The sequence below is a fragment of the Microtetraspora glauca genome (genome assembly GCF_040656155.1).
Taxonomy (GTDB): Bacteria; Actinomycetota; Actinomycetes; order Streptosporangiales; family Streptosporangiaceae; genus Microtetraspora; species Microtetraspora glauca.
In genome coordinates, this window is record NZ_JBFALK010000009.1 from 272978 (window position 1) to 290443 (window position 17466).

Genomic DNA, 17466 nt, shown 5'->3' on the forward strand with positions numbered 1-17466 from the left:
GTCTTATGGAGCTTTCGGATTGTTGCGGAGGCTCCCGATTTCACCGGATCATCCGCGTGTTGCCGTCGGCAGTGCTGTCCGGTATGGCATATGGCGGTGTGTCGGGTTTCGCATCGCCGGGTGCCGCGTGACCAGTGAGGCGCCCGCGTCCCCGCTCCCGTCGCGCGCGCCTTGGCTACCCTGATCAAGGGGCGGGCGGCCACAGCGGGGCCGCGGCAGGGCGACGGGAGAGGTGCGGATGGCGGGAAACCGGGCGTTGCGTGTGGGGGCGGTCCTGGCCGGGGCGGCGGCCCTCGCCGCCGCGGGATGGGCGCTGAGAGAGGTCCCGGCGGAGCTCGGCGCCAGACCCAGGGGCGCGCGGGCCGCGCGCGTGCGCCGTTCACCGCAGTTCAAAGGTTCGGCCTTCGCCAACTCGATGCCCAGCGTGGTCGCCACGCCGGCGGACAGCCGCCAGCTCGTTCGCGACATGCTCATGAGCGGGCGGCGGCGCAAGCCGGCCGGGCCGGTCCCCGTGCTGGTCCCGACCGCCGCCGCCGAGTCCGACCTTGACATCGTCTGGTACGGCCACGCGACCACCTTGGTGGAGATCGAGGGTCGCCGCGTGCTGTTCGACCCGGTGTGGAGCGACCGCTGCTCGCCGACGCCGCTGCTGGGGCCGAAGCGGCTGCACCCGCTCCCCGTGCAGGCCGAGGAACTGCCGCCGCTGGACGCGATCGTGATCTCCCACGATCACTACGACCATCTCGACATGGCGACCGTCCGCACGCTGACGAGAACGCAGGTGGCGCCGTTCCTCGTGCCGCTGGGGGTGGGCGCGCACCTCGACCGCTGGGGCGTTCCCTCGAACAGGATCGTCGAGCTCGACTGGAACGAGACCTTCACGATCGCCGGGCTGCGCGTCACGGTCACCGAGGCCCGCCACTTCTCCGGTCGCGGGCTCTCCCGTAACCCGACCCTCTGGGGCTCCTGGGTGCTCGCCGGCGAGCGCCGGAAGGTCTTCTACACCGGCGACAGCGGATACTTCGACGGCTACGCGGCGATCGGCGCGGCGTACGGGCCGTTCGACGTGACGCTGATGCAGATCGGCGCGTACAGCCCGAGCTGGCCCGACATCCACATGACCCCGGAGGAGGCCGTCGAGGCCCACGTCGCGCTGGGCGGGGAACTGCTCGTGCCGGTGCACTGGGCGACCTTCGTCCTCGCCTTCCATTCCTGGGCGGAGCCCGTCGACCGGCTGTGGCGCGAGGCGAAGGCCCGTGACCTGCGGCTCGCCGTGCCACGCCCGGGAGAGCGGATCAGTGCGGACCGGCCGCCCGCCGTCGACGGCTGGTGGCAGGGCGTCGCCTGACCGCGCGGGACCAGGCGACTCTCCCGGTTGTCCAATAGGTATGCCGGTATTGTTATCACGGTTGCTAGGATCGCGGTCATGGTGCGACCCCCGCTGACCGAGCTGGATCACGAACGAGGCAACCGCCTGGGCAATCTGCTGCGGCAGGCCAGAGGCGAGCGGAGCATGGTGGAGGTCGCCGCCGCCGCCGGCCTGTCCGCGGAGACACTGCGCAAGATCGAGACGGGGCGCGTGCCGACACCGGCCTTCTTCACCATCGCGGCGCTCGCCGCCGTTCTGAACGTCTCCCTGGACGTGCTCGCCGAGGTCTGCGCCCAGGACCGCGCCGCGTGACGTGCCTGCCCTGACCGGCTGCGGCGTGGCCCGGGCGGCCCCGTACGGTTACGACGGCGTCTCGCGGCGGCGGGGGAGCCGCAGGGTCAGCAGCTTGGCGCGCGGGGCGACACGTCCAGCGAGGCTGAACAGCGCCTCGGTACGCGTACGGTCGGCGTCGAGGTGGGTGAAGAGGTTGACGCCGAGATAGAAGGTGATCGCCGCATAGGCGAGATCGCGTGGCGGCAGCAGCTTGGCGAGCGGTGAGCCTCCGATGACGCGATCGAGGGTCTGCTCGACGAACTCGATCCAGGGTTCGGCCCGTTTGACGATCTCCTCGCGGAGGTCGGGGCGGGCGATGCTGGCGCCGACCAGTTCGGTGAAGAGCGTGATGTGGCCGCCCTCGATGTCGGCGCGGTAGATATCGGTGGCCACCTCGGCCAGTTCCTCCAGGTTTCCGGCCTTCGCGACAGCCTCACGGTAGGCCGTCATGCGCTGCTCCGACGACCTGTCGAGCGCCGCGAGCAACAGCGGATCGACCCCTCCGAAGTGGTAGAAGACCAGGGCCGAGTTGACCCCGGCCGTCTTGGCGATGGTGCGCGCGCTGGTGCCCGCGTATCCCTCCGTGCGAAGGGTCTCGGCGGCGGCGTCGATGAGCCGGTCCCGCGTCTCCGCCCCCGGCTGCTGCTTCCCGGCCACTCGTCTCCGTCCTCTTGACAACATCACGGTTCGTTGCTTCATCATACGGTTTAATCAACTGATTAAACCGATCGATGAAGGAGCGGGATGGAGCAGCCTGTCGCACGCCGGATCCTGGCCGCCGTACTCGTGGCCGTGTTCGCGGCGATGTTCCTCTACCGCGTGCTCCACCAAGGGGGTCTGGCGGAGACGGCACTGTTCTACGTCGGGATTCCGGCGGTGATCGCGGTCTCGGTGGCGCTGACCGCCAAGCCGAGGAGCGTCACGGGCCTCATCATGGTCACGATCACGATTTGCCTCGCTCTGGCCGGGCCGTTGCTCGCGGAAGGCTTCGTGTGCCTGGTGATGGCGTCCCCGCTCTTCTACCTGATCGGCCTGGTCATGGGGCTCACCATCGACTGGGCGCGACAGCACCCACGCCACCCGCACGCCCTGCTGGCGCTCCCGTTGGTGCTCGGGCTCTCCCTGGAGGGCGTCACGGACGCGTACTCGCTTCCCCGCGACAACGAGGTGACCGTCGTACGCCAGGCGACGCCGGGCATGGACATCGAGGCGGCGCTCGCGTCGTCACCGCGGTTCCCTCCGGTCGAGTCGCCGTTCCTCACCATCGGATTCCCCAAGCCCGTCACCTGCGTGGGGGAGGGCCTCGATGTGGGCGACACCAGGACCATCACCTTCACCCCGCGCAGGTCGCTCGGCATCGGCGCGCCGCTGGAGCCGCGGAGCCTGACACTGCGGGTCAGCGAGCGCGGACCCGGGCGGGTCGTGTTCGCCGTGACCGAGGACACGACGGTGGCGCGCTGGCTCGACCTGCGCGAGACCGAGTTCCGCTGGAGGGACGATCGGATCACAGTGACCATGCGCTACCGCCGCACGTTCGACCCGGGCTGGTACTTCGGCCCGCTCCAGCGGTACGCGGTGTCCGAGGCCGGCGCCTACCTGGCGGGCGCGTTCACGTCGTGAGCGCCGCCATCCGGGCGATCGCCCTCTTCGCACCGATCGCCGCCGTCTGGAGCGCGGTGACGCTCCGCCGCGCCTCGGCCAGGGACGTCGCCGCGATGATCCTGTCCACCGCCTGGGCTTTGCTCACGCTCTCGATCGCGAACGTGGTCGCGGTCAGGGCGGGCTGGTGGTCGTTCCAGGCCGATGGCGCCGTGGTCGAGGGGATTCCTGTCGACCTGATGCTCGGCTGGGCGCTGTTGTGGGGCGCGCTGCCCGTCCACGCGGCGCGCGGCCTGCCGCTCCCGCTCGTCGCCGCCACCCTCGTCTGGCTGGATCTCGCGCTCATGCCGCTCGCCCATCCCGTCGTCCAGCTCGGCCCGGACTGGTTGTACGGCGAGGCGCTCACCGTGGCGGTCTGCCTGCTGCCCGCGCTGCTCCTCGGCCGGTGGACGGCGGACGACCGGAGGCTGCCGGAGCGGGCCGTCCTCCAGGTGCTCCTGTCGGGCGGGCTCATGCTCGGCCTTCCCATCGCGCTGACGGAGGTGTGGCGGCAACCGGCCTGGCTGGCCGGTCTGGGAGCGCAACTCCTGGTCGTGACCTCGCTGCCGGGGGTGGCCGCGGTCCGCGAGTTCGCGGTCGCGGGGAAGGGCACACCACTGCCCTACGACGCCCCCGCGCGCCTGGTCACCGGTGGCCCGTACGCCTATGTGCGCAATCCGATGCAGGTGTCGATGACCGCGAGCTACCTGGTGCTCGGCATCGCGGACGCGCGGTTTCTTCTCGCGGCGGGCATCGCCTTCGCGTACGGCGCCGGCCTGGCCGCCTGGCACGAGAACGAGCAGCTCACCGGGCGCCACGGGCACGCGTGGCAAGGGTACCGGGCGGAGGTGCGACCGTGGATTCCCCGTCTCCGCCCGTACTCGGGCCTGCCTCCGGCGGTCGTCCACGTGGCCGCGACCTGCGCGCAGTGCGCCGAGGTCGGCCGGTGGATCGAGCGGAGGCGGCCCGTCGCGCTGCGGATCGTGCCCGCCGAGGACCACCCGCGGGGCATCCGCCGGATGACCTATGAGCGGGCCGATGGGACGCGCGCCGCGGGCGTGGCGGCATTCGCCCACGCGGCCCAGCACCTGAACCTCGGCTGGGCCCTCGTGGGATGGCTCCTGCTGCTTCCCTTCATCGGCTGGTTCGCCCAGCTGTGCGCGGACGCGCTGGGAGCCGGCCCGCGATCGGTCCGGTGGCCGGAGGGATCCGCCGGCCACCGGTGTGAGAACGCGCCCGAGGTCAGCGGTCGGTGAGACCGGCGCGGCGCAGGGCCTCGGCCATGGAGCCGCCGGGAGCGTTGCCACCGGCGCCCCGGCCCGAGGCGCCGCCGCCGGAGGAACCGCGGTTCGACCGGCCGCGATCCTTCTGGGACCGGCCGCCCTCCTCCTTGGGAGCGCCGTCCCGCCGGCCGCCGCGCGCGCCGCCCTGACGCTGCTCGCCGCGGGCGGGGGTCTCGTCGTCGAGCCGGAGGGTGAGCCCGATGCGCTTGCGCGGGATGTCGACGTCGAGGACCTTCACCCGGACGATGTCACCCGGCTTCACCACGTCGCGCGGGTCCTTCACGAAGCTGGTCGACATGGCGGAGACGTGCACCAGCCCGTCCTGGTGGACGCCGATGTCGACGAACGCGCCGAACGCGGCGACGTTGGTGACCACGCCCTCGAGCAGCATGCCCGGCGTGAGGTCGGAGATCTTCTCGACGCCCTCCTTGAAGGTGGCCGTCTTGAAGGCGGGCCGCGGGTCGCGGCCCGGCTTCTCCAGCTCCTTGAGGATGTCGGTGACGGTCGGCAGGCCGAAGGTGTCGTCCACGAACCGCGCGGGCTCGATGGCCCGCAACGCCGCCGTGTTGCCGATCAGGGTCGTGATGTCGCTCCTGGTGGTGTCCAGGATGCGCCGGACGACAGGGTAGGCCTCGGGGTGCACGCTGGAGGCGTCGAGCGGGTCGTCGCCGCCGGGGATGCGGAGGAAGCCCGCGCACTGCTCGAACGCCTTCGGACCGAGGCGGGCCACGTCCTTGAGCGCGCGGCGGGACCGGAACGGACCGTTGGCGTCGCGGTGCGCCACGATGTTCTCCGCCAGGCCGGAGCCGATGCCGGAGACGCGGGTCAGCAGCGGGGCCGAGGCGGTGTTGACGTCGACCCCGACGGCGTTCACGCAGTCTTCCACCACGGCGTCGAGCGAGCGGGACAGCTTGAGCTCGGACAGGTCGTGCTGGTACTGGCCGACGCCGATCGACTTGGGGTCGATCTTGACGAGCTCAGCCAGCGGGTCCTGCAGGCGGCGCGCGATGGAGACGGCGCCGCGCAGCGACACGTCCAGGCCCGGCAGCTCCTGCGAGGCGTACGCCGACGCGGAGTAGACCGACGCCCCGGCCTCGGAGACCACGATCTTGGTCAGTCCGGGCATCAGCTTGACCAGCTCACCGGCGAGCTTGTCGGTCTCCCGTGAGGCGGTGCCGTTCCCGATGGCGATCAGCTCGACGCCGTGCTGCTGGACGAGCCGCCCGAGGACGGCGAGCGACTGGTCCCACTGCCGCTTCGGCTCGTGCGGATAGATCGTCTCGGTGGCGACCACCTTGCCGGTCGCGTCGACCACCGCCACCTTCACGCCGGTGCGCAGGCCGGGGTCCAGGCCCATGGTCGCCCGGGTGCCGGCCGGTGCCGCGAGCAGCAGGTCGCGCAGGTTGGCGGCGAACACCCGGACCGCCTCCTCCTCGGCCGCCTGCCACAGGCGCGTGCGCAGGTCGATGCCGAGGTGGACGAGGACGCGGGTGCGCCACGCCCAGCGGACGGTGTCGGACAGCCAGCGGTCGGCCGGCCGCCCCTGGTCGCGGACGCCGAAGCGCTGCGCGATGCGCAGCTCGTATCCGTTGGGCTCCTCGGCCTCGGGGTCGAGCGTGAGGGTCAGGACCTCCTCCTTCTCGCCACGGAACATGGCGAGGATGCGGTGGGAGGGGAGCTTGGTGAAAGGCTCGGAGAAGTCGAAGTAGTCGGCGAACTTGGCGCCGGCCTCCTCCTTGCCCTCGCGCACGGCGGCGGCCACCCGGCCCCGCGACCACATGCGCTCGCGCAGCTCGCCGATGAGGTCGGCGTCCTCGGCGAACCGCTCGACCAGGATCGCCCTGGCGCCTTCGAGCGCGGCGGCCGCGTCGGCCACCGCCTCGCCGACGAAGGTCTCGGCGGTGGCCTGCGGGTCGAGGGTGGGGTCGCCCAGCAGCCTGTCGGCCAGCGGCTCCAGCCCGGCCTCCCTGGCGATCTGCGCCTTGGTGCGCCGCTTGGGCTTGTAGGGAAGGTAGATGTCCTCGAGCCGTGACTTGGAGTCGGCGGCCATGATCTGCGCCTCTAGGGCGTCGTCGAGCTTGCCCTGGGAGCGGATCGACTCCAGGATCGCCGCGCGGCGCTCCTCCATCTCGCGCAGGTAGCGCAACCGCTCCTCGAGCGTGCGCAGCTGCGCGTCGTCGAGCATGCCGGTTACTTCCTTGCGGTAGCGGGCGATGAACGGCACGGTCGCGCCGCCGTCGAGCAGGTCGACGGCCGCGGTCACCTGGGCCTCACGCACGCCGAGCTCGTCGGCGATCCGCTGCTGAATAGAGGTCGTCACGGTCGCCTATTCTGCCCGACGCCTCCGACAATCCGCGTCGTACGTCCAGGCCGGGCCGTACGCGGGGCGAGGGAACGGGGCGAGGGAGCGGGGCGGGAACACGGGGGAAAGCAGGGGAGAGGGAGGAAGTGGTGCCGGGGGCGCGGGTCGGGCCGCGCCCCCGGCGGCCGGCTCAGCCGAGGCCGTTCTTCATGGCCGTGATCAGCTCGCCGTTCGCGGTGTCACCGCTGAGCTCCCAGAAGAACGAGCCACCGAGGCTCTGGTTCTTGGCGTAGCTCATCTTCCCCGAGATGGTGCTCGGTGTGTCGTAGCTCCACCAGTTGCCGCCGCACTTGGCGTAGGCCGTACCGGCGATGGTGCCGGTCGAGGGACAGCTGGTCTTGAGCACCTTGTAGTCCTCGATGCCCTGCTCGTACGTGCCGGGCGCCGGGCCGGTGGCCGTCCCGCCGGGGGTGGCCTGGGTGACGCCGGTCCAGCCCCGGCCGTAGAAGCCGATGCCGACGAGCAGCTTCGAGGCGGGGACGTTCTTGTCCCTCAACTTCTGGATCGCGGACTCGGTGTCGAACTTCTCCTTCGGGATGCCCGGGTAGGTGGTGAGCGGCGAGTGCGGCGCGGTCGGGCCCTTGGCGTCCCAGGCTCCGAAGAAGTCGTAGGTCATGACGTTGTACCAGTCGACGTACTGGGCGGCGCCCGCGTAGTCGGCCAGGTCGAGCTTGCCGCCCGAGGTGGCGTCGGCGGTGATGGCGGCGGTGACCAGGGCGTTCGGGCCGAACTTGGCGCGCAATGCCGACATCAGGTTCTTGAAGGCCGCGGACCCGCTGGTGTCACAGCTCAGACCGCAGGCGTTCGGGTACTCCCAGTCGATGTCGATGCCGTCGAACACGCCCGCCCAGCGCGGGTCGTTGACCAGGTTGTAGCAGGAGTTGGCGAACGCGGTCGGGTTGGCCGCCGCCTGGCCGAAGCCGCCGGACCAGGTCCAGCCGCCGAACGACCACAGCACCTTCAGGCCCGGGTGCTTGGCCTTCAGCTTGCGCAGTTGGTTGAAGTTGCCGCGCAGCGGCTGGTCCCACGTGTCGGCCACGCCGTCCACGCTGCCGGCCGCGTCGTACGCCTTGTCGTAGTCGGCGTAGCCGTCGCCGATCGCGCACTGGCCGTTGGTCACGTTGCCGAACGCGTAGTTGATGTGCGTCAGCTTCGCCGCGGACCCGCTGGTCTCGACGTTCTTCACGTGATAGTTGCGGCCGTAGACGCCCCACTGGATGAAGTAGCCGAGCAGCTTCTTGCCGCCGCCACCGCCGCCGTCCTTGGTGGTGGCGGTGACCTGGTTGCTGGCGGGGGAGACGTTCTGCGCGGCGTCGCGTGCCTTGACCGTGTACGTGTAGGACGTGTTGGCGGTGAGGCCGGTGTCGGTGAACGTGGTGGTGGTGGAGGTTCCGGCGAGGGTGGTGCCGCGGTAGATGTCGTAGCCGGTGACGCCGACGTTGTCGGTGGAGGCGGTCCAGGACAGTGACGCGGTCGTGGTGGTGGTGCCGGTGACGGTGAGGCCGGTCGGCGCGGTGGGCGGTGTCTTGTCGTCCCCGCTCCCGCCGTCCTTGGTGGTGGCGGTGACCTGGTTGCTGGCGGGAGAGACGTTCTGCGCGGCGTCGCGTGCCTTGACCGTGTACGTGTAGGACGTGTTGGCGGTGAGGCCGGTGTCGGTCAACGTGGTGGTGGTGGAGGTTCCGGCGAGGGTGGTGCCGCGGTAGATGTCGTAGCCGGTGACGCCGACGTTGTCGGTGGAGGCGGTCCAGGACAGTGACGCGGTCGTGGTGGTGGTGCCGGTGACGGTGAGGCCGGTCGGCGCGGTGGGCGGTGTCTTGTCGTCCCCGCCGCCGGTACCGCCCGTGACCTCGATGCCGGAGACGGTGGCGTAGTTCCCGCCGCCGTTCATGTTGAACTGCACGTTGAGCTGGCCGTCGCTGACCGTCGTGGTGAAGGTCCGGTCGCAGGCGGTCAACGCGCCGCAGGAGGCGAAGATGTCGAAGCCGGTGAGCACGTTGGCGCCCTCGGCGCGCACGTCGAACTTGCGCTGGCCCGCGGCGTTCGCCCAGTCCTCGACCATCCGCAGTGTCACCGAGTACGTGCCGTTGGCGAGGTCGAACTTGTAGCCCGACCAGCCGTTGAACAGGTCGTACGTCTGGTAGATGGCGTCGTCGGAGGTCCCGGCGATGGCGCTCGGGGTGGACCCGGAGCCGTACAGCGTGTCGTGTCCCCAGCTTCCGCTGGAGTACGCCTTGTCGGCCGACCAGGCGTTGCCGGAGCCGTCGGTGAGCGCCGGGCCGTTGGCGTTGGCGCGGATCGGGGTCGTCACGGCGGCCTGGGCGCCGGGCGGCGCGAACACGAGGGGCAGGAGGAGCGCCCCCGCCGCCGCGAACAACGTCGGGATGATCTTGCGTTTCATGCGTGCTCCACGTCCAGTGGGCTGATGGGGATGGGGGGTGCGATGGACGCGTGCGACGCGGCGGACCGCCGGTCGCGGGGTGGTGAGGCGCGGGGTTGCCTCATCGGGTGGTGATCGCGGCATGGACGCGCTCCCGCCTGCGGGTCTCCGGCTTACTATTAGTAAGCTTTCCTTTTTATTTTCTCGTGAACCTACCCGCGGTCGGATCGCGCGTCAATATCTCCGATGAGGCGTGCCTGGCAGGCGGGGAACATCTGGCGTACGCGGGTGTTGTCCCTGCGGGCATCAGCCCCAGAGAGACCGTGAGAGAAAGGGCCACCCCATGGCCGACGTGACCTTCCATTTCGACCCGCTGTGCCCGTGGACCTGGCGTGCCTCGCGCTGGCTCGTGAACGTCGCGCAGGCCCGCGGCCTCGACGTCGAATGGCGGTCGTTCAGCCTCGCCGCGCTCAACGAGGGCAAGGAGATCCCGGAGGCGTACCGCGCGCCGATGGCGGCCTCCTCGCGGGCGTTGCGGCTGGTCGAGGCGTTGCACGCGGACGGCAGGGACGAGGACGCCGCCGCCTTCTACGCTGAGCTCGGCTCCCGGGTGCACGAAGCCGGCGCGCCGTTGTCCGGCGAGGTCGTCGCCGAGGCCGTCAAGGCCGCGGGGGTGGAGGATGCCGCCGCCGCTCTGGACGACGAGTCATGGGACGCGGCCGTCCGCGCGGCGCACGTTCGGGCGTTCTCCTCGGCCGGGCCGGACATCGGCTCGCCCGTCATCATCCTGGAGGGCGCGGAGCGGGGCCTGCACGGCCCGATCCTGTCCGAGATCCCCGGCGTGGACGACAGCGTGACCCTGTGGGACTCGATCGTCCCGCTGTTCCACAGCCCGATCTTCTTCGAGGTCAAGCGCGGCCGCGGCTGAAACGACCCCTGATCAGTGGATCCGCACCCTGCGGTAGAACTCGAAGGTCATGAAGATCAGGAGAGAGATCGCCAGCAGGGTGTAGAGCAGGTACGAGGGCCGGTGGCGCACCCGCGCCGCCCGCCCGAACGCCCGCCGCGCGGCGGGCCCGGTCCGCCCGCCGGGGCGTCGCGCGGCGACAGGCTCTCTCGTGTGCCCGGTGTCCGCCGCGCGCCCGGCGTTTTCGGCGCGCCGGGCCGAAGGCGTCGCCGGCACCGGCTCGACCGGCTCGACCCGTTCGACCGGCTCAACCGGTCCAGCCGGTCCAGCCGGTCCAGCCGGTCCGACTGGTACGGCGGGTACGTGCGAGGTCGTGTCGATCTCGGCGTGGTGCGCGAGATATCCGGCGGGGAAGGTGGTGACACTGCCGCACCCGCAGTTCGGGCAGATCACCCCGGTCCACGGCGACTGGACGGGGAAGCCGCCGCGCAGCCACACGACGACGTCGTTGCCGTGCCCGTCGGAGGCGTGCTTGACGACGTACTCCTCCTCCCAGACGAGCCAGCAGCGCAGGCACTCCAAAGGCCACTTCTCGTTGGTGCTGAATCCCTCGCGCACCAGGATCACCCCCGCAGGCGCACTGTTCTGCCGTGGATTTCCCAGTGTCCGCGCGGCTGGGGAACGCCAGCAAGCCGACGAATCACTACGAACGGTATTGAATCGATTACCTTGAGTCAGGATGATGTCACCTGAACGGTAGGCCGGTGCCGGGTGGTCAGGCGTGCGCGCCCACGGCCACCGTGCCGATCGTCACCCGTGGCGTCCCCTCCAGGATCATGGCGACCCGCTCGGCCTGCTCGTCCAGTTCGGCCCGCTGGGCGGCGGTGAGCGGGACGAGGGGCTCCACGGTGATGTCGAGGCGGCGGCCGGAGCGGCGCTGGTGCCACAGGCCCGTGACGACGCCGTCCACCACGAGGTTCTGGAAGGCGCCGGGCAGGACACGTTCGGCGGCCCGCCCCGGATACAGCTGTTCGGGACACTGGACGCCGACCCGGTAGGAGTAGCCGTCGAAATAGGGCAGCAGGCGGACGCCGCCGTGCGCCTCCGGCGGTGCCTCGGCGTCCCCGTCCGCCACCAAGGCCGGGGTGCCCTCGACCTCGACCCGCCGCAGCTCGTCGCCGAGCGCGTCGAAGATCTCCGACGCGCGCGGGACCGACAGGCTCAGCCAGTTCGCGAACCGTCGCGGCGTGGACGGCCCGTAGGCGTGCAGGTAGCTCCGGACGGCCCAGGCGAGTGCCGGCTCCGTGTCCGCGGGCCGGAACTCCGGCAGCCACCGCCGAGGGTTGGTGTAGGTGACCTTCCTGCCCCGGTTCGGGCCGAAGCACAGCGCGCCGCGCATCCCCGCCAGGTGCATCACCTGCCGCCACCTGGGCCACATGCCCTGGAACGCCGGCATGACCAGGTCGCCGGCCCACGGCCCGGTACGCCCGATGACCTCGTCGCCCAGTTCGTCGATGGTGAGCATGTCGTCCGCCAGGGCGTCCCCGATCGCGGCCACGACCTCCTCGGCCTGGTCGGGCGTCAGCCGTACGTGAGGAGGGAACGTGGTGGGCACGGACGCCGCCGCCGACAGCGCGCCGATCCACATGCCCAGGTCGCGGGTGGGCAGGAGGTGCACCGTGCCACGCGGCCCGTACGTCTTGACCAGGCTGTGCTCGTCCCACAGCGCGGCCCGCACGTCGGAGCGGGTGGCGTGGCCGAGGCGCAGCCCGATCGCCAGCTCCGCGGCCGACATCACCTGGGCGTGCGTACCGGCCATGGCCGCGACGACGTCGGCGGGTCCCGATCCGGTGAACGGCGTCGCCAGCCCGTGCCGGCGCAGGCGCCGGGCGCGGACCTCGGCCCAGGTCATCTTCTGAACGTCGGTGGAGGTCATCCGGGTGTCGCTCCTCAGCGGACGGCGGTCGAACGCGATCAACGCTAGAGGCCCTATAGGTCAGATCCTGTCCTAGATGCGAGCCATGATGGTGGTCATGGCGGACGCATCGGCACGGTTGCTCGGACTGCTCTCCCTTCTGCAGGCCCCCCGCGAATGGTCCGGGAGCGAACTCGCCGCGCGTATGGGGGTCAGCCCGCGAACCATCCGCCGCGACGTCGAACGGCTGCGCGACCTCGGCTATCCGGTGCAGGCCACGATGGGGCCGGACGGCGGTTACCGGCTGGTCGCGGGTGCGGCGATGCCGCCGCTGCTGCTGGACGACGAGGAGGCCGTGGCCATCGCGATCGGCCTGCGCACGGCCGCGGGGAACGCCGTCGAGGGGATCGAGGAGGCGTCCGTCCGTGCCCTGGCCAAGCTGGAGCAGGTGCTGCCGTCGCGGCTGCGGCGGCGCGTCGCCACCCTGAACGCCGACCACCTGAGGGAGCTGGCCGGGCGGGCCGCGCGCGCCTGTTCCGCCCGTGCCGGTGGACCGGTCGATGACGGACGGGTGGCCGACGCCGGTCGTTGACGGGCGGAGGCCGATGCCCAGGCGTCCCCCTCCGGAGCGGCGGGAACGGTCCACCGGGAAGGGCGGGGCGAGGCCGGGGCGGGGGTCAGGGCAGGCGCAGTCGCTTCCTCCTGGTCACCACGCGCAGGTCGGCCTCGATCCGGGCGGCCGTGTCGGTGAGCGGCGGCAGCAGGGCCGCGAGAGCCTCCTCGGCGGGGCCGCGGGCGGCGTGTGTCGCGACGTTGAGCGCGGCCACGACCCGGCCCGTCCCGTCCCTGACGGGAACGGCCAGCGCCCGCAGGCCCTCCTCCAGTTCCTCGTCCACGAAGGCGTGGCCCCGCTCCGCGACGCCGTCGATGATCCTCGTCAGCTCGGCGGGATCGGTGACCGTCCGCTCGGTGATGGGGCGCGCGGCCGTACCGGCCAGCAGGGCCGCGCGCTCGGTGTGCGGGAGGCCGGCGAGCAACACCCGCCCCATCGAGGTCGCGTACGCGGGGAACCGGGTGCCCAGCGTGATGTCCACGCTCATGATGGTGTAGGTCGGCACCCGGGCGACATAGCGGATGTCGTCGCCGTCGAGCACCGCCATGGACGCCGACTCGCGGGTGCGCCTGACCAGGTCCGCCATGTGCGGCTGGACGATCTCGGCGAAGCCGAGCGACGACAGGTGGGCGTAGCCGAGCTCCAGCACGCGGGGCAGCAGCCGGAAGTCGTGCCCGATCCGCTCGACGTAGCCGAGGTGCTCCAGGGTGAGCAGGGCGCGCCGCGCGGTGGCCCTGGCCAGGCCGGTGGCGTCGGCGACCGCCGAGAGTGAGCGCGTGCCGTCGAGCGCGCACAGCACCGTGAGGCCCCGGGCCAGCGACTGCAGGAACTCCGGGCCCAACTCGCGCTTGGCCGTGCGCGCGGGATCGCCGCCGATGACGGGAACGCCCTCGTCGGCGGTGCCCGCAGTACCCGCAGTACCCGCCGTGCCCGCAGTGTCCGCCGTGCGTGCGCCCCGTGTGCCCCATGTGCCCGAGGACGCGGCCTGCTCGGCGAGAGCCCGCGCCAGAGCCTCCTCCATGGCGCCGGTCTCTGCGCGCAGCCGGGGCAGCGTGGCCTCGGCGAGCGAGGCGACCGTGTGCCTGCTGGTGTGGCTGACCACGCTGACCGCGCAGGCCGTACGGCCGGCCGGGTCGCGCACGGGCACGGCGACGGCGATCAGGCCGGGCTCGATGAGCTGGTCGTCCGCCGACCAGCCGTCCGCCGCGGCGCGGGCGACCCGCTCGTCGAACACCTCAGCGCTCGTGGCGGGGCGGGGGGGCACGGCGGGGAAGCGCTCGGGGGAGTCCCGCCGATCGAGCCATGCGGCCCTGTCGGCCTCGTCCCACCCGGCGGCGAAGAGCGCGCCGGGGGCGCAGCGCTCCGCGGGCAGCAGGTCGCCGATGCGGAACGCCAGAGACATGGTGCGGCGGCGGGTGATCTGGGTGACGAACCTGACGCCGTCGCCGTCCGGCACGGCGATGGAGACCGACTCGTCGAACTCGTCGGCCAGCCGCTCGGCGACCGGCCCGAGCGCGTCGGGAACACCGCATCCCGTGAGGTAGGCGTTGCCGGGCTCCATCAGGGGCGGGGCGAGCTCGACTTCCCGGTCGACCTCTCTGAGGTGGCCGAGGTGGATGAGCGTGGCCAGCACGCGGTCCACGGTCGAGCGGGCGAGGCCGGTGGCCCGGGCGAGCTCGCTCGGGCGCATCCGGTGCCCTCCGGGCGCCGACATGGCGCGGAGCACGGCCAGCCCTCGGTCGAGTGGCCCGACGACATCCATTTGACATCCGTTCGTAGGCGGGAGGAAACTCCAGGCAGGCCAATTATGAACGAAAGTTCACTGGACGAACAACTCTGAGGAGCGATGGCAGATATCCGGAGTCTGCGTGACGCCGTGGCCGAGCTCGTCCATGACGGCGACACGGTCGCCATGGAGGGCTTCACCCACCTGATCCCGTTCGCGGCGGCGCACGAGATCATTCGCCAGGGCATCACGGACCTGACCCTCGTCCGCATGACACCCGATGTGATCTACGACCAGCTCATCGGCATGGGCGTCGCGCGGCGGCTCGTCTTCTCCTGGGGCGGCAACCCCGGCGTGGGCTCGCTGCACCGGTTCCGCGACGCGGTGGAGAACGGCTGGCCCCGGCCGCTGGAGCTCGACGAGCACAGCCACGCCGGGATGGCGAACCGCTATGTCGCGGGCGCGTCCCGGCTGCCGTTCGCCGTGCTCCGCGGCTACCGGGGCAGCGATCTGCCGGAGCGCTCCTCGACCATCGCGACCGTCACCTGCCCGTTCACGGGCGAGGAGCTGGCCGCGGTGGCCGCGGTGAACCCCGATGTCACGGTCATCCACGCGCAGCGGGCCGACAGGAGGGGCAACGTCCAGCTCTGGGGTCTCGTCGGCGTCCAGAAGGAGGCCGCTCTCGCCGCCGACCGGGTCCTGGTCACCGTGGAGGAGATCGTCGACGAGCTGGAGCCCCGGCCGGACGCCGTGGTCCTGCCGAGCTGGACGGTGCACGCCGTGGCGCACGTGCCGAACGGCGCCCACCCCTCGTACGCCGCGGGCTACACGGTTCGTGACAACGACTTCTACCAGGCGTGGGACCCCATCTCCCGCGACCGTGAGACGTTCCTCGCCTGGATCCGCGAGCACGTGCTGGAGGCGCCGTGACCGTGAACAACACAGCGACCGACACAGCGACCGACACAGCGACCGACACAGCCACCGACACAGCCACCGACACGGGGAGCCCGGCCGTGACCTGGACGCCCGACGAGCTGATGACCGTCAACGCCGCGCGGGCGCTCAGCGGCTCCCGGACCTGTTTCGTCGGCATCGGCCTGCCCAGCGCCGCCGCCAACCTGGCCCGCCGCACGTCCGAACCGGACCTCGTCCTGATCTACGAGTCCGGCACGCTCGGGTCCAAGCCGAGCAGGCTGCCGCTGTCGATCGGCGACGGCGAGCTGGCCGCCACGGCGGACGCGGTGGTGTCCGTGCCGGAGATCTTCAACTACTGGCTGCAGGCCGGCCGGATCGACGTCGGCTTCCTCGGCGCCGCCCAGGTCGACAGGTTCGCCAACATCAACACGACCGTCATCGACCGCGGTCCCGGCCGGTCCGAGGGCCGCCTCCCCGGCGCCGGCGGCGCTCCCGAGATCGCGGCGAGCTGCGGCAAGGTGCTCATGGTGCTGCGCCACTCGCGGCGCAACTTCGTGGAGAAGCTCGACTTCGTGACCACCGTCGGGCACGGCTCCGGCCCCGGCGACCGGGCCAGGCTGGGCCTCCTGGGGGAGGGCCCGGTGGCCGTGATCACCGACCTCGGCGTCCTGCGGCCCGACCCCGAGACCGCCGAGCTCGTCCTCACCGAGATCCACCCGGGCGTCACCGTCCCGCAGGTGATCGAGGCGACCGGCTGGAAGCTGCGGATCGCCGACACCGTCGGCGTCACCGAACCCCCCACGCAAGCCGAGCTGGCCGCGCTGCGCGCGCTCAAATCCGGAGGTGACACCCGTGCGTGACGTCTACATCGTGGACGCCGTCCGCACTCCCGTCGGCAGGTACGGCGGGGCGTTGTCCGGCGTGCGGCCGGACGACCTCGCCGCTCATGTGATGCGCGCGATCGCCGACCGCAGCCCGGACCTGGATCCCGCGCGCGTGGACGACGTGGTGTTCGGCAACGCCAACGGCGCGGGTGAGGAGAACAGGAACGTCGCGCGCATGGCCGCCCTGCTCGCCGGGTTCCCGGTGACCGTCCCGGGCACCACGGTCAACCGGCTCTGCGGTTCCGGGATGGAGGCCGTGATCCAGGCGTACCGCGCCATCGCGGTCGGAGACGCCTCCGTGGTGATCGCGGGCGGAGTCGAGTCGATGAGCCGCGCCCCCTGGGTCGTCCCCAAGCCCGAGCGCGCCTTCCCCGCCGGGCACCAGCAGATGGTGTCCACGACGCTCGGCTGGCGGCTGGTCAACCCGCGCATGCCGGAGGAGTGGACGATCGCGCTGGGCGAGAGCGCCGAGCTGCTCGCCGACGAGTACCGCCTGACCCGCGAGGCCCAGGACGCCTTCGCGCTGGCCAGCCATGAGAAGGCGGCCCGGGCCTGGAAGGACGGCGCGTACGACGCCGAGGTCGTTCCCGTGAACGACCTCGCCCGTGACGAGAGCATCCGCGAGGACACCTCGATGGAGGCGCTGGCCAAGCTCAAGCCCGCCTTCAGGAAGGGTGGCACCGTCACCGCGGGCAACTCCTCCCCGCTGAACGACGGCGCGGCCGCGCTGCTGCTCACGGACGAGGCGGGACTGGCCGCCACCGGGCGCGAGCCGCTCGCGCGGATCAGGGCCTCCGCCGTGACCGGCATCGCGCCGCAGTACTTCGGCGCGGGCCCGGTCGAGGCGGTCAACCGGGCGCTCGGACGCGCCTCGCGCGGTTTCGGCGACCTGCTGACCTTCGAGCTCAACGAGGCGTTCGCGGCCCAGGCGCTGACCTGCCTCGGCCAGTGGCCCGACCTCGACCCGGCCGTCGTCAACCCGCGCGGCGGCGCCATCGCGATCGGCCACCCGCTGGGCGCCTCCGGAGCCCGGATCACCGGCGCGGTCGCCCACCAGCTCGCGGCGGCCGGTTCCGGCACCGGCGTGGCCGCGCTCTGCATCGGCGTGGGCCAGGGCCTCGCCGTCGTCCTGGAACGCTGA

General features: G+C 71.8%; 14 protein-coding genes and 1 pseudogene. 9 read left to right on the forward strand and 6 right to left on the reverse strand.

Annotation, left to right across the window (positions count from 1 at the left end):
- The first annotated feature begins 238 nt into the window (after nt 1-238).
- Entirely contained in the window at nt 239-1348 is a 1110-nt protein-coding gene (locus AB0I59_RS18710; protein ID WP_061255716.1) for an MBL fold metallo-hydrolase, read from the forward strand.
- 78 nt (nt 1349-1426) lie between these two features.
- Nucleotides 1427-1681, forward strand: a complete 255-nt coding sequence (locus AB0I59_RS18715) for a helix-turn-helix domain-containing protein (RefSeq protein ID WP_061255717.1) — start codon at nt 1427-1429, stop codon at nt 1679-1681.
- A 48-nt stretch (nt 1682-1729) separates the two neighbouring features.
- Here the strand turns inward: AB0I59_RS18715 and AB0I59_RS18720 are convergent, their stop codons facing one another.
- Nucleotides 1730-2383: a TetR/AcrR family transcriptional regulator gene (locus AB0I59_RS18720; protein ID WP_358134311.1), complete on the reverse strand. Its 654-nt coding sequence runs from the start codon at nt 2381-2383 to the stop codon at nt 1730-1732.
- 63 nt (nt 2384-2446) lie between these two features.
- On the opposite strand from AB0I59_RS18720, the gene AB0I59_RS18725 reads away from it, so the two are divergent.
- Together AB0I59_RS18725 and AB0I59_RS18730 are read left to right on the forward strand one after the other, a co-directional pair.
- The gene (locus AB0I59_RS18725; protein ID WP_061255718.1) at nt 2447-3322 is read left to right on the forward strand and encodes a hypothetical protein; all 876 of its coding nucleotides are present in this window, start codon (nt 2447-2449) and stop codon (nt 3320-3322) included.
- Nucleotides 3319-4596, forward strand: a complete 1278-nt coding sequence (locus AB0I59_RS18730) for a methyltransferase family protein (protein ID WP_061255719.1) — start codon at nt 3319-3321, stop codon at nt 4594-4596. The genes AB0I59_RS18725 and AB0I59_RS18730 overlap by 4 nt, the downstream gene beginning before the upstream one ends.
- Here AB0I59_RS18730 and AB0I59_RS18735 read toward each other — a convergent pair.
- Nucleotides 4583-6943: a Tex family protein gene (locus AB0I59_RS18735; protein ID WP_061255720.1), complete on the reverse strand. Its 2361-nt coding sequence runs from the start codon at nt 6941-6943 to the stop codon at nt 4583-4585. The two genes, AB0I59_RS18730 and AB0I59_RS18735, sit on opposite strands and share 14 nt — an antisense overlap.
- Nucleotides 6944-7115: 172 nt before the next feature.
- On the reverse strand, nt 7116-9383 hold the full coding sequence (locus tag AB0I59_RS18740) for a glycosyl hydrolase family 18 protein (protein ID WP_358134231.1): 2268 nt from the start codon (nt 9381-9383) through the stop codon (nt 7116-7118).
- Nucleotides 9384-9705: 322 nt separating this feature from the next.
- Here AB0I59_RS18740 and AB0I59_RS18745 point away from each other — a divergent pair, with 322 nt between their 5' ends.
- Nucleotides 9706-10290: a DsbA family protein gene (locus AB0I59_RS18745; protein WP_061255721.1), complete on the forward strand. Its 585-nt coding sequence runs from the start codon at nt 9706-9708 to the stop codon at nt 10288-10290.
- A 12-nt stretch (nt 10291-10302) separates the two neighbouring features.
- Here AB0I59_RS18745 and AB0I59_RS18750 read toward each other — a convergent pair whose 3' ends face one another.
- The gene (locus tag AB0I59_RS18750; protein WP_358134234.1) at nt 10303-10887 is read right to left on the reverse strand and encodes a hypothetical protein; all 585 of its coding nucleotides are present in this window, start codon (nt 10885-10887) and stop codon (nt 10303-10305) included.
- A gap of 157 nt (nt 10888-11044) precedes the next feature.
- Nucleotides 11045-12205 carry a winged helix DNA-binding domain-containing protein gene (locus AB0I59_RS18755; RefSeq protein WP_358134236.1) on the reverse strand — a complete coding sequence of 387 codons (1161 nt, stop codon included), beginning with the start codon at nt 12203-12205 and terminating at the stop codon, nt 11045-11047.
- Between the two features lie 97 nt (nt 12206-12302).
- Here AB0I59_RS18755 and AB0I59_RS18760 point away from each other — a divergent pair.
- A pseudogene (locus AB0I59_RS18760) lies at nt 12303-12671 on the forward strand (helix-turn-helix transcriptional regulator); the annotation flags it as partial.
- A 190-nt stretch (nt 12672-12861) separates the two neighbouring features.
- Here AB0I59_RS18760 and AB0I59_RS18765 read toward each other — a convergent pair.
- Nucleotides 12862-14559, reverse strand: coding sequence for an IclR family transcriptional regulator domain-containing protein (locus tag AB0I59_RS18765; protein ID WP_061255723.1), 1698 nt, complete (start codon nt 14557-14559; stop codon nt 12862-12864).
- An 84-nt stretch (nt 14560-14643) separates the two neighbouring features.
- Between AB0I59_RS18765 and AB0I59_RS18770 the strand changes: the two genes are divergently transcribed.
- The 3 genes from AB0I59_RS18770 to AB0I59_RS18780 all read left to right on the forward strand — a co-directional run bounded on the left by AB0I59_RS18770 (nt 14644) and on the right by AB0I59_RS18780 (nt 17466).
- Entirely contained in the window at nt 14644-15453 is an 810-nt protein-coding gene (locus AB0I59_RS18770; RefSeq protein WP_061255724.1) for a CoA transferase subunit A, read from the forward strand.
- A gap of 110 nt (nt 15454-15563) precedes the next feature.
- Nucleotides 15564-16301 (forward strand): CoA-transferase subunit beta, encoded by a 738-nt coding sequence (locus tag AB0I59_RS18775; protein ID WP_358134314.1) that lies wholly within the window; start codon nt 15564-15566, stop codon nt 16299-16301.
- Complete coding sequence (locus tag AB0I59_RS18780; protein ID WP_358134240.1) at nt 16294-17466, forward strand: thiolase family protein; 1173 nt, start codon at nt 16294-16296, stop codon at nt 17464-17466. Before AB0I59_RS18775 ends, AB0I59_RS18780 begins: the two co-directional genes overlap by 8 nt.